Here is a 12044-nt window from a genome sequence, read left to right on the forward strand (position 1 = left end):
CAACAACCGCCGGGCGGAAGCGGAGGTTCTAAGCATCTCTACAATGCAGAAGGCCTTAATCAAAACATATGAATTTAGCTACCTATTCAACATGCCATGTTGCTTTACCCGTAAGCAAGGTGTTAATGACTTCAAGCCACCTTTCAGCCACGGCCTTGACGTCGAACTCTAAAGCCCTCTCCCTACACCTAGACCTCATCCAAGAGGGGTAGCCATCCCTCCACAACCTAACAGCGAGCTCAACGAGCTCATCATCGCCATTAGCGAGCCAACCTGTAACACCGTTAACAACAGTCTCGCTAGGGCCCTGCTTATTGTATGTCAGAACCGGAGTGCCGCATGCCATGCTCTCAACAGGTATATAGCCGAAGGGCTCATGGGTGAAGGTGAGTAACGTAAATAGCGCATTCGAATAAAGATCTATGAGCTCCTCGTCGCTTACGTGACCTAGGAATTCTACGTTGGGGTGATTGAGGAGGTAGCTGGGGATGTAGGGAGTCTTGGAGCCAAAAGCCTTAATCCTAACGCCAGCGTTGGCAATGGATTTGAGTATGGAGTGCTTCGTCTCCTTCCCGAGGTAGGTGAGCACATAGTCTTGGGAAGGTGTAGAGGTGGTGGGCTTAAATTGGGAGCAGTCCAAGGGCGGGTATATGATGCCGTCAACCCTAATGCCCCAGCCCCTATACATGCTGGCGCAGAACCTGCTATTTGCGATGAAGAGTCTAGACCGCTTCCTGATTTCTTGATTAAAGCCCTTATCGCGCTTAACCAGGAGGGGTCTAGCGAGCCTGTAGGCGAATCTATAGATCCACTTCAGCTCAGGACGCATGTCGTCAATAGCCCTGGTAATAGGGCCTTGGGCGTAGTAGATATGAGCATCAGCTAAGAAGCATTGAGAGAAGTTCACAACCACGTCATCAGCATTTCCTAGTCTGAGCTCCGATCTTCTGAGCCAGGCCTCGAAGGTTAGTAGTGAGCCTGAGAGGAGGTAGTGCTTACCTAAGTTCATCACATTAAAGTTATAAGACCTAAGCTCTTTGTTGACGTCTTCGCTCACATATGGCGACGTAAAAATTATGTCATATCCTTTACTGCCCAGCTCTCTAGCTATTAAAAATGGGGGTCTCAAGGAACTATATATGCTTTCTAATGGATCAGTCAAAAAGATTATCCGCACTGGATGTCCCCCACCTTGTTCCACGCTATGAGAACATAGCCGCTCTCCAAGTGGTTTGGCACGCCATAAATCACGAAGTACCTGTTGAGGAGATGGGGCGGTATTGGAAGGAGAAGCTCTCTAATTACGAAGACGTTATTAAAGGCTCGTTTGAAGGCTTCCTCGGCTTCATGCGGCTTACGCAAGTTGATATGTGTTCTCTCCCCTCCAAGAAGATCGTAAGCGAGCCTTACTAAAGTTCTTGATTCAGCAGTGATTATAACCACCCCTCCCTCCCTTAGCGTCCTCCACAAACTTAGAATAAACCTGCCTGCATTTGGGAGGTGCTCAAATACCTTGAAGGCAACTATCAAATCAAACGAGCAGGGGGCAAAGGGCATCGAAAGGGCATCGGCCTGCACAAATTCTAGCTTCGGGTTCACCCTCTTAGCCACCCCTATAACCTCAGATATGTCCAGTCCCACTGCTTCATAGCCAAGCGAGGCAAGCCACCTAGTTGTCACTCCAAGTGCACAGCCTACATCTAATGCCCTCTTCCCCCGACCATCAAGCATGTTTACTCCAACAACGGAGCTAGCCCTCCTAAGGACATCTTCATAGAGCCTTACAATAGCACGCCACGTCCTAAAGCGATATCCGAAGTATGTTAGCCTTCGAAAGTACTCCTCATTAAAGCTGCTCATCGCTCTCACCCACATGCCCGTAGAGTATGAAGCTCTGACTCGACGACAACACTCCCACCGCCAAACCACGTTAAACTATTATTGCGTATTACGTCACTTATTCCACGCGATGTGTCATAGCACTTAACCTCTATACGTTCAAGTTCTAAGACTAAGTTTCGATCCTTGGGTATGATCCTGGACTCAAGGTTTGGAGTGATATTCTTCAGCTCAAGCACTAGTGTAAAGCTCGTTGCCTCCCCGATAGCTTGACTTCCCTGAATATTGATGCTGTAATTGCCTGGTGGTAGGGTTATGTAAGGACCATAGATCCAGCCCTCAGATAATATAACCACACCCCTAGATGTCCAAAGAAGTCTCCCCCCATAGAGCTCTCGAGGGGTTATGGTCAACAATTTATCTATCACCGTAAGAGGGGGTTCATATAATGTTAGCACGTAGACCTCACCCCGCGTGCGATCGAGGGTAATGAGTGCTTCCGCTTAAGCAACGCCCTTGCCCAAGCCTCCAAAGTAGGTAATTGCGGTATACAGAGATTCATATTCTCTACCATATCTTTCAACATCCTTGCTAATACGTGGAGAGACCAACGCAACATCAAAGCCTTGCCCCCTTAGGTTTTCTGAATAAGAGGAGAGCAGTCCTAACAGACCAAAGATCGTTACTAGAAAGTCTTTTCTCAGATTGAAGCCTACGCCATGTAATTGGCGATTCCACCTGGAATGGAATTTTTGCTAATAGATATTGTAAGATTACTAATGGAGCTGTACCGAAGAATGAGCTTATGAGATGCCGAGCTACTATAAATTTGTACATCTGCCAATATCTGTCTATCAACCAATCTGCTTTCCTGAAGTAATTTGAACCTAGTTTCCTCTTTAAATATAAATGAGCCATTTCAAGGGTTTTCTCTCTATGACGAAGTCTATACATCATCCATTCATTAAGAGTTTGGGGGAGCTTTAGAATTAGCCCACAATCAATGCTCGTACATTTAAGACCCAAAATCAGTCCAGCCAATGAAATAACATAGTCGTCGAGGGGAAAAGGATCGGAAAATAGATTATGTTCCTTAAATTTTTCGACAGCTCTTCGCGACAGTGCCAGACATTCTCCACCCATTGCAAATAGATGAAATCGTTTCCACATACTATGTATGGAAGCATAGAACTTGGCTACATAAGATGCAAATGGCGAGCCCTCAGCCAAATAATGTGAGTAGCATGTAACGACATCAAAACCCTCCTCCAAGGAGCGCACAATTCTCCTAGGATATTCTATAAAGGTATCGGCATTAAGTTCAATTAATGCATCGAAGTCGCTATTTAACATAAAGTCAAGTGCCACAGACCAAGCAAACCACTTTCCAAGCCTTCTCTCCCTATGCAAGATGCGAACCTTGTCTATTTTCTTTAATAGCGGGAGGTATTTCAATGAGCTCTCCTCATCACTTTCATCAACCACCATGTATTCACCGACAACATCGCCAATCCTCCTCTCAATTTCCTTCACTCTTTTAACAACTAATTGGAGGTCATTGTAGCTCGGTATAAGCACAAGTATCCTCATGGCTTCACCTGCTCAATTTCAATTTGCTTAATGAAGAGATCCGCTTTCCCTTGCAGCTCAACCCCCACCACTTCAAGCTTGGAGACAAATCCGTCTACCCTGAAGTTGAGGACTATAAACGCCTCTCGTTGTTTAAAATCATCTGCCGTAATCAATCTCTCAGCATAAATCTTGTTCTTCTCCCACCATATCACTTGAACCTTGACGAGCTTCTCTCCCATCGACAGATCGCCTACATCACCTATCTCCACGCTCAGCTTGACCGCATAGTTCCCTGGAGGAATTGGACTCCAAGGTCCGTGCCATACATATCCTACCTTATGTTCAAATCCTTTTGGCAAGTACAGCACCTTAGAACCTTTATAAGTTACGATACGTGCTTCGCCTTCAGGTATTAGCTGGTCAGGCGATATGATCAGCTTATACGGCACGAACACCTTCGGCTCTCCTGTATAGTTTAACCTAAGAAGTACAAACCCGTCTGCTGACGCGATGACACCATACTTATACCTCTCCATGAAGTCCACCACCTGATCACAAATGCTCTTGCCCCCGCCCAACTCCACTCTTTCGAGCGGTGCTAGGAAGAAATAAGTCCTTGAAACGTCAACAACTATATATTCAGGTGGAGGGGCGTTTGAAGGCCACAATGAGTGGATGATGGGTCTATTGGCTAGATGTGGGTAAATATTTTCTTGAGCTAACACGCTTGCATCAGGCTCTATCAACCCCAAAACTTTATGGCCGTAATAAACATGAGGATTGGGTAATTGAAAGTTTCCCGGCGAGCTTGTTAGGAGCACTGGGTTGATTGGTCCGTATATCGCGATCGCGATTGCTGTGAGGGCTATTAACTTCTTCGTGAGGCTCTTCCTTCCATCGAGCTTCTTCATAGCGTATATCGTGGCTACAAATATTTGCGCTATCACAACTGCGTTGTACTGCCAGACTATTACATAGTAAGGTCTGTGAGTTGAGAGGAAAGCGACGGCGAAGTATGGCAGTGCCGGAAGAAGCTCTAATGGTGAATGGAGCGGTAAAAAAGCTACGGGAAAAAGCAATGTAACGAGATACGATAACTTGAGCGATACGTCAATCCACAAATTCTCTAACGCAAACTTCGCCCATATCGGGGGCTCGTAAATTCGTCTTTGAGGCCAAATGATGTTTTTAATCGATTCTGCTAAGAAAAAGTAAATCGCTGAAGAAACGAAGAGCACTATATAAGTCAGGATTCTCTTTGACATCATCTGCCGCGGTTTAGACAACATGTTTAATGCATTAAAAGTTCCCAGCTCCCTTATTAGTACGTATAATATAAGCATGAGAGCTATAGGGACGCTGGAATCAAAAACAGAAATCAGTAAAAGAAAAGAAATAACGAATTTCTTAATATCATTAGTCAGCCAATAGTAAAAAGCCATCGAGAAGAAAAGCGGAATAAATGCTTCCAAGTGAAAATCGTAAAGATTGACCCACATAATAGCTGGATGAAGTAGGTAAATTAAGGAGATAACCAAAGATTTCCGCCCGTCCTTAAGTACTGTGTTAGCTATTCTGTAAATGTAGAATGTGGGTAAGGCCAGTATAACTGATTGTAGTGTCAAAAGCGTATAGGGGAAGGGCAATAGATGATAAATAGCACATAATAGCAATGCCAATGGAGAGATGTGGGGGAATACTGGAGAGTATGCTGGACTAGCACGTGGCCATACATACCAAAAGTTACCATGGATTGTCTGCCAGAAAAGTTGAATGAATATACCTAAATCAAAAGCTTGAGAATTAAAAGTATAATGTCTCAATGAAGATAAAGCCGAGAAAAGCATCACATATACACTAAAAGCGATAATTAAAATGCGTGCGCGCAAAAGCTTTTTAGCTAGATAGGGGCCTACGAATCCCGTAACACCTGTTACCAGCGCTCTTCTCCCACCCACACTTTGATGCTTCATTTTACCACCTCCCAATTAAGAGCACACCTACAATTATTAATGTTATCTCGACCCACTACCTCAACGTGAGGTTCTCCCCCAAGAACCAAGGTGCATGTAATTATGGTTGCCACGGCGCCCAACGAGAGGAAGAACCTACCAGCTAAAACGTCCATCCACCTCAGAACCGCGTAGCTTAGCAGAGATGCTGTGAACGCCGATGCCATCGCTAGCACGAACCACCTGTTGAATGCCAGCCTAAGGAGGAAGCCTAGGGACATGCTCGGATCCCTAACCTCCCTTATCGCAAATCCCCATGCAATCGCGTTCAAGGCCGATAAAGCAGCCGCCGATACGTTGAGGAGCCGCATTCAGGGAATTCGCATTCATGCTTAGCTACCTCACTCAATCTCTGTGAAGGTGCTGGTATTTAAATTTTCTGGTGATGGCATTGATCAAGGAGAGGATCTTAGAGTTCCTTAAGGAAGTTTACCCAACGGACCTGCCCATAAACGAGGTCGCTAGGAGGCTGGGCATCTCGAGGAGTACAGCAGCTAAGTACATCGCCGTGCTTAAGGCCGAGGGCAGGGTCGAGTGCAGGCGCGTGGGCAAGGCCAAGCTCTGCAGGACTAGGGGCGGTGCCTAGTGGATCCCAGATAGAGAAGAGGATCACTAGGAGTCTAGAGACTGGAGAAAAGTGTTTTGCAGTAAATTTACACGCAGATCTGCGTTGAAATAGGTGAGCCCATATGACAGGCCTGCCGTTGGACCTCTTCAACTAACGGGCTCGACCACCCCTAGCCCATCTAAGCTATACATCACATTGGTGAAGTTAAGTGCATATTAACCACTTAACTACACAATGAACAACGTGGAAACCAAGACTTCCAGTCCAACCCACCGGGAGTGTGAATAGAAAGAACCCGGAAGACATAACCAAGAAAACAGCGTAGCTCGCACTCCCGAGATTCTTTGGGCTCGAGAACGAGCGCAAAACGAATTATTCTCGGGTGAGTTCTTTCCACGAATTCCGAGTTTGTTGAGGGCTGTCTTCCAGTGATTTCTTTAAGAAAGCCTTACAACTGAAGGCCTCGCTCTTTAGGGTGGGGATGAAGGTTTGTGAGCTTCTTCTATGTTTTGTTTAGTGATGAGTCTTATGTTTGTGTGTCTCGGGGCCGCCCTCGAGTTGTGTTCTGTGAGTACGATGGTGGTTAATGATATCCATAACCTCGGGCCGACAGTCATTCTGCCTAGTAGCTGGAGTAGCGCGATTAGTTGCGGCGTGAACTCCTTGAACGTCTCGTACAGAGACCCCAGGAGTGACTCAGGTGACGAGCCTATAGACCATATAGAGAGCGCCGTACCGAGTACTAAGATGAGGATTGACGCAACTATATACTTTGGCGCCTTAATCGAGAAGTAGCCAAGAACAACAAACCATCAAGAACTGAATAAGCACGGCCACCAAGACTTTAGGCTCCCTCAACGCCTCACTAATCAAGTCAGTTAATTCCATACACTGAGCTTGCTTCTAGGTGTAAGCAGTCTTGAGTGTGAACCAAGAATAACGTTATTTAATTGATGAGAACTAGTATTTTGTGTGGTGTATTTGGTGAGGGTTCCGGCTGCTTTATCAGTGTTCCTGGTGTTTGCTCCTTACGTGGTTGATGCTCAAAACCACGATAACGAAACTCGCGAAGACTTCGTAGAAAAATAGGATGTCATCATTGAGTTTACTGAGTGCTTGCCTTGTTTCCCGCGAAAAACTGTGTGAGGAATTCCTTCGTGATTTTGTCAGCTATCTTCTGCACGTCTTCATCGTCGAAGTCTAGTGTTGGGAGTTTGTTGGGTCCCTCCTTAGCTACTGTGATCTCGTATGTTGGTTCTATTCCTTTCTGTCTGAGAACGTTTGACGCACAGCTTAGTTGACAACCGTTAATAGCTATTACTGCGACAGCCTTCTTGAAGATCTCTATGTGCGTCTTGCTCCCTGCACCTACTGCTGAGAGGCAGCACATCCTCACTTTGTCCGGAAATGTCTTAGTGAGTCTCCTCGCTACCTCGTTACCTATCTGGCCTACCGATGATGCTCCGTCGCACGTAGCAACGATGATTAGTTTCTCAGCGTGTGTCCCGCAGTGCGGGAGTAGCTGGTACCTACTTGTTTTCTGCTGAGTGCTCAAGTCCATTCAACCACCAGAACTACTCTACTTGAGCCTCGAGTTAATAAGTTTTAGTCGTGTTCGCGAGGTTCCGTCGCTTCCGCTAGTTCGTTATTGACGAACATGTTTAGTGCTTCCTCAACACTCACTAATTTCTCGTGTGTTGCTGGTTCCACGTAATATATTCTTATCCCGAGTTCCCTCAGCTTAGTGAAGGCTCCGTACCCAATACCTAGCGTTATGACCGCGCCTACCCCACGTGACGCTAGGAGATTAATTATCACTTCCCCCCTGTGTTCGTGTTTTGCGTGCAGGTTCTCAACCACATCGATGATCCTGTAGTTTTTGTTCTGGACTTCAGCTAGCGTGAAGTACGGTGCTCTCCCGAAGTGCGGGCTTAAGTAGTCTGCTCGGCTAGTCCTGATAGTCGGCAACGCAACAATCATTGTTAAGTTCCCCTCAACTCTTCTATCCTCTTGTCTATTTCTCTCAGTATTTCCTCACTCAAGTACTTTCTTAGTTCTTCAAGATACTTTAGTTCTTCTTCCTTGCTTACCCAGGGTGGATAGGGTCTTGCCCAGTACCACCAGCACCAACCCCTACCAAACCACCACCCAGGCCTCTCCCAAGGAGGCAGGTGACTCCACGGACCGTGACCTGGATATGGTTTTACCCAGTATTTCCACCACCAGCTCACGTTATTCACCCATATGAAATATGTTTCAGTTCATTTCATTATAAACTTCTCTCTCCCTCCTCAACACCCCTCCTCAAAGAGCCTGAAACAAGTTTAATTGGCTTCCCTTCAGACAGGGCTTGAAAGATTTTAAACCTGCATGACTCAAGCATGCGCCAGAAAGTAGCTTTAGAAACGCCTAGCCTGGCAGCAGCTTCGTCAGTAGTCAGGCCGTCAACGTGAACCAGCTTAAGAGCCTCAACCTCATAATCATACACCTCGACGAAGCCGGAAACATCAAGACCGACAACACCCTTAACAGGCAGGTAAACAACCTCACCACCCCAAACAAAACTACGGGAGAACGCTGGGGTGACCCCACACCTCCACCTACAAGGAACACCCCTAGGCAACAACCACACCCAACTAAACAAGTACCTAACACCCTAAAATAGTTCTTGTAGTTCCTCTTCGTTGTTTCAACGATAGATGTTATCTCACTTCTTGAAAAGAACCCCAGCTGAATAACTTCCTCTCTAGATTGAAAGCCTTGTTACTTGATAACGGCTTTATAGTGGAGAAGCCTTACAGCTCGGCTTGAGGTTAGAAGACCCCTGGGTAATGAGGTCCAGTCATGTTTTAATATCTAGTAAACAGGGAGCCCTCTTTAGGAGTCAATATTCCCCTAATCGCGTATTCTTAGTTCAGTATGAGTTTAGGGTAGTCCTGACCCGCAACCCCCACTATCACAGAAGCCTCAGGTTCATTGTTGAAAATGGGCCGGCACCCAGGCGTTCTTGATTACCTGCTCGCTCGAGTCTTCAAGCCAACCCATGTCACGAGCAACCCCGCACAAACAAATCAACCAACACTCACAAACCACTATAAAACCAGAAACAGCTTGGCGAGGCTCTAGCTACGGGTTTCCCGCTTCACCCATACTTCATGGAGCCCTGTTGAGTCCAACGCCGTGGGGGCTCTCGTCTGCGGATAGATACCTCACTGTACTACGGTTCACCGCCAATGGAAAATTCAAAAGCATTTAAATCCATGAGTTAAATTCACGTCAGCCTAAAGAACCGTGATACCTAGCCCTTGACCCAGGCGATTATCACTCCCACTATAAAGCCCACTGCGACGGGTCCGATTGTCAGCAACCCGAGGGTTGAGGCGATTGATTCAACTATTTTAAGTATCTGCGAGGATGAGCCATATATTTTGGCGAGTAAGTCATATATGCTCCCGCCTATGCTCCATATGGAGAGTATTACTCCAAGTATTATGATGAGTATTAATGCTACAATGTACTTGAGGACCTTTAATGAGAAATACCCGATGGCTAGCCCCAGTACGAATTGTATGAATACTGCTATATATACTCTTGGATTACTCAGCAGCTCATTAAGTACATCGACCCCGGTTATATTAGTATTCTCCTCGGCTACACTATAGATCGTTGAGAGCACTAGTGCCAGGAGAAATAGTGGAATGAGTCCTCTAAGCCTCACTAAGAGTCACCATTGATACGCTATTATTTAACTCCTATATAAAGGTTTGTGGCGACAACTTATCCGTGCTGGGCGGCGGCACAGGCATCCATTCGTTAAACCCTGAGACTATCGCCAGGTAAGTGTTGAGGAATCTCCATACAAGCCTTAGAAAGAATGACTTACCGTAGCTGCGTAACTCATCCTCGAAAAACTCCATGTTCACAGTTATTGTCTGCGGGGTAACTATATTCGGCTGCACCATTATCTTACAGTCTATGCACACGGTTAGAGCCTTGGATAGAATGCTATTCATCACTCTAAGCCTCTCAGCAGGCTTCATTTTCTCTAGTTCCCGTGCATGCTCAGGCGATACAACTATGGCGAGGGCGAGTATATACCTATCCGGCTTGTCAACGGGGTTCACGACGGTGAAGTTCACGCCAGGGTTGCCTGGAGTAGTTACATTGATTCCCCATTTAATACCTGCTCCAGGAGGTGCCTCAAGCTTCCTGGTTGTAAATGACTCCTCCATCAACCATTTAACTATTAGATCCTGCACGCTCTCCCTCAACCTATAGACCACCACTGGCCTTAACAATACTTTATTTCTTGAAGGGCTTATTTAATACTGTACGGCTTTAAGTATAACTTTAAGGTTAATAATGGTGGTATAGCACCTTGATAGAGTGGATTAGAGAGGTTTTACATGGAGCCGGTGGATACATAGGGGTTTTCACGGTTTCCCTTATTTCAAACGCCATACCATACTCCACAATACCCTACTTATTCTGGCTGATACCATTTTTCACGCGGTACAGGGATTTAGGGGGTCTCATAATAGCTGTAGCCGTCTCAGCCCTCGGGGCTAGCATTGGTAAGCTAATAGTGTATTTAGTAGGTAGGGGGTTAAGTACCCTGGGGAGTGAGTCGAGGTTTAAGCAGAATATATCGTATTTTACGAATAAGCACTCCAAAGTTATATTCCTAACAGTGTTCCTGGCGGCTGCTCTACCCATACCTGACGACGTGGTGTATATACCTGTGGGGTATGCTAGGTATAGTGTCCCATTATTCTTCATTGCCCTACTTGCCGGTAAACTAGTAATAACAGTCATGGCCGCTATCTATGGAAGAACCCTCTCCTTTCTCTTCGAAGAGCGGGTTGGATTACCTACATGGCTCTCTATAATATTTTACATCTTTTTAACAATCATAGTAATGTATGTAGCCGGCTCCATAAACTGGGTCAACGTAAGCAATATAGCTGGGGAGAAGGGGGCGACTAAAGCAATTGATTTCCTCTTCAAGGAAATAGCTTTATCACTGAAGAGGATCCCGGAACGCATATCATCCTTGATCAAGAGAATCCTAGACTTAATCCGCTGGGAACAATCCTAACCAGGGATTAAAGAATCAATAGGAATCGAGGGCTGTTGGCTCGATAATATGTTGAGTTCTTTAGCGGATATTTAATTAGGGTTAACCATATATCTCTCGTTGGGATGACGAGGAACCCGGGATATGGAGAGGCTTCTCGATGAATGAAGATAGTTAAAGCGGGCTCCGACCATTAAGACGCATCATAAACTTTACCGCGGCTCCCCTGGTCTGGATTACAAGATTTATATTTTTAAGTTTAGAATAATTAATTATATAATATATTTGGTGGGAAATGTGAGTGAGCCAAGTAAGGACTCTATAGGCAGTGCGTTAGCCAGAGTAGTGTTGTATGCTGTGATAGTAGCCATAGTAATGGGTATACTCCAATGGTTCTTCACACAAGGGGTGGATTTACTGGTTAAAACCACTAAGCTAGAAGGATTACAGGTCTTGAAAGACTATGCTGCATACATCTACATAATAGTCTTACTAGTACTGGGCTGGATGATAGTCAACTCAGTAGCACAGCTATTCTACACGATGCTGAAGCCAAGATACGGTGTATCATCAGCTGCAGCCGTGAGGAGCTTGGTTAAAATACTCGGCCTAGGAGGCCTGCTAGCAGGCATTGCAGGTGGAGTAGCTGGTGGGGCAGCTGGAGTAGCCCTAGGAGGCTTCATAGGCTTAGTCATAGGCTTCGCTACACAGCAGGTGCTTGGACAGGCTGTTGCCGGGATGTTCATATTATTAGCGAGGCCATTCAAGATCGGGGATATAGTAGATATAGCCGGTGAAAGCGGTGTTGAAGTCAAAGATATATCAACAATGTTCACCATTGTACAGAGGAGTGATGGAGTTGAAGTACTGATACCGAGTAGCATGATCATTGGGCAGAAGATAGTTATAAGGAAGAGGGCGTGAGGCCTCTAAACCAATATGGATTTTTTAACGTGGTTACCCGGAGGAAAGCATA

General features: G+C 45.8%; 16 protein-coding genes. 4 read left to right on the forward strand and 12 right to left on the reverse strand.

Going from position 1 to position 12044, the window contains the following annotated elements:
* Positions 1 to 82 precede the first annotated feature (82 nt).
* From SPHMEL_RS03780 to SPHMEL_RS03805, 6 genes are all read right to left on the reverse strand, one after another.
* Positions 83 to 1177 carry a glycosyltransferase family 4 protein gene (locus SPHMEL_RS03780; protein ID WP_156915425.1) on the reverse strand — a complete coding sequence of 365 codons (1095 nt, stop codon included), beginning with the start codon at positions 1175 to 1177 and terminating at the stop codon, positions 83 to 85.
* A complete protein-coding gene (locus tag SPHMEL_RS03785) occupies positions 1168 to 1860 on the reverse strand; it encodes a class I SAM-dependent methyltransferase (RefSeq protein WP_042667418.1) in 693 nt (230 codons plus the stop codon). The genes SPHMEL_RS03780 and SPHMEL_RS03785 overlap by 10 nt, the downstream gene beginning before the upstream one ends.
* Positions 1861 to 1865: 5 nt before the next feature.
* Positions 1866 to 2255 carry a hypothetical protein gene (locus SPHMEL_RS03790; RefSeq protein WP_198011715.1) on the reverse strand — a complete coding sequence of 130 codons (390 nt, stop codon included), beginning with the start codon at positions 2253 to 2255 and terminating at the stop codon, positions 1866 to 1868.
* Between the two features lie 202 nt (positions 2256 to 2457).
* A complete protein-coding gene (locus tag SPHMEL_RS03795) occupies positions 2458 to 3429 on the reverse strand; it encodes a glycosyltransferase family protein (RefSeq protein WP_042667420.1) in 972 nt (323 codons plus the stop codon).
* Positions 3426 to 5384, reverse strand: a complete 1959-nt coding sequence (locus SPHMEL_RS03800; RefSeq protein ID WP_042667421.1) for a DUF2079 domain-containing protein — start codon at positions 5382 to 5384, stop codon at positions 3426 to 3428. Before SPHMEL_RS03800 ends, SPHMEL_RS03795 begins: the two co-directional genes overlap by 4 nt.
* Positions 5381 to 5695, reverse strand: coding sequence for a hypothetical protein (locus SPHMEL_RS03805; RefSeq protein ID WP_198011716.1), 315 nt, complete (start codon positions 5693 to 5695; stop codon positions 5381 to 5383). Before SPHMEL_RS03805 ends, SPHMEL_RS03800 begins: the two co-directional genes overlap by 4 nt.
* Before the next feature lie 119 nt (positions 5696 to 5814).
* Here SPHMEL_RS03805 and SPHMEL_RS03810 point away from each other — a divergent pair, with 119 nt between their 5' ends.
* Both SPHMEL_RS03810 and SPHMEL_RS07320 read left to right on the forward strand, forming a co-directional pair.
* Positions 5815 to 6009, forward strand: coding sequence for an ArsR/SmtB family transcription factor (locus SPHMEL_RS03810; protein WP_042667422.1), 195 nt, complete (start codon positions 5815 to 5817; stop codon positions 6007 to 6009).
* 549 nt (positions 6010 to 6558) lie between these two features.
* A complete protein-coding gene (locus SPHMEL_RS07320; RefSeq protein WP_156915428.1) occupies positions 6559 to 6786 on the forward strand; it encodes a hypothetical protein in 228 nt (75 codons plus the stop codon).
* A gap of 310 nt (positions 6787 to 7096) precedes the next feature.
* Here SPHMEL_RS07320 and SPHMEL_RS03815 read toward each other — a convergent pair whose 3' ends face one another.
* The 6 genes from SPHMEL_RS03815 to SPHMEL_RS03840 form a co-directional block, all read right to left on the reverse strand.
* Positions 7097 to 7546 (reverse strand): putative zinc-binding protein, encoded by a 450-nt coding sequence (locus SPHMEL_RS03815; protein ID WP_084322203.1) that lies wholly within the window; start codon positions 7544 to 7546, stop codon positions 7097 to 7099.
* A 50-nt stretch (positions 7547 to 7596) separates the two neighbouring features.
* A complete protein-coding gene (locus tag SPHMEL_RS03820; RefSeq protein WP_198011717.1) occupies positions 7597 to 7959 on the reverse strand; it encodes a NifB/NifX family molybdenum-iron cluster-binding protein in 363 nt (120 codons plus the stop codon).
* Between the two features lie 14 nt (positions 7960 to 7973).
* Complete coding sequence (locus SPHMEL_RS03825; RefSeq protein WP_042667425.1) at positions 7974 to 8222, reverse strand: hypothetical protein; 249 nt, start codon at positions 8220 to 8222, stop codon at positions 7974 to 7976.
* 38 nt (positions 8223 to 8260) lie between these two features.
* Positions 8261 to 8614, reverse strand: coding sequence for a DUF134 domain-containing protein (locus SPHMEL_RS03830; RefSeq protein ID WP_051401002.1), 354 nt, complete (start codon positions 8612 to 8614; stop codon positions 8261 to 8263).
* A 675-nt stretch (positions 8615 to 9289) separates the two neighbouring features.
* Entirely contained in the window at positions 9290 to 9709 is a 420-nt protein-coding gene (locus SPHMEL_RS03835) for a hypothetical protein (protein ID WP_042667426.1), read from the reverse strand.
* A 34-nt stretch (positions 9710 to 9743) separates the two neighbouring features.
* Positions 9744 to 10262, reverse strand: coding sequence for a DUF2299 domain-containing protein (locus SPHMEL_RS03840; RefSeq protein WP_042667427.1), 519 nt, complete (start codon positions 10260 to 10262; stop codon positions 9744 to 9746).
* A 107-nt stretch (positions 10263 to 10369) separates the two neighbouring features.
* Here SPHMEL_RS03840 and SPHMEL_RS03845 point away from each other — a divergent pair, with 107 nt between their 5' ends.
* Positions 10370 to 11089, forward strand: a complete 720-nt coding sequence (locus tag SPHMEL_RS03845) for a VTT domain-containing protein (protein WP_042667428.1) — start codon at positions 10370 to 10372, stop codon at positions 11087 to 11089.
* Positions 11090 to 11365: 276 nt separating this feature from the next.
* Complete coding sequence (locus tag SPHMEL_RS03850; RefSeq protein WP_042667429.1) at positions 11366 to 11992, forward strand: mechanosensitive ion channel domain-containing protein; 627 nt, start codon at positions 11366 to 11368, stop codon at positions 11990 to 11992.
* Positions 11993 to 12044 lie beyond the last annotated feature (52 nt).

The sequence above is a fragment of the Desulfurococcus amylolyticus Z-533 genome, from assembly GCF_000513855.1.
Taxonomy (GTDB): domain Archaea; phylum Thermoproteota; class Thermoprotei_A; order Sulfolobales; family Desulfurococcaceae; genus Desulfurococcus; species Desulfurococcus amylolyticus.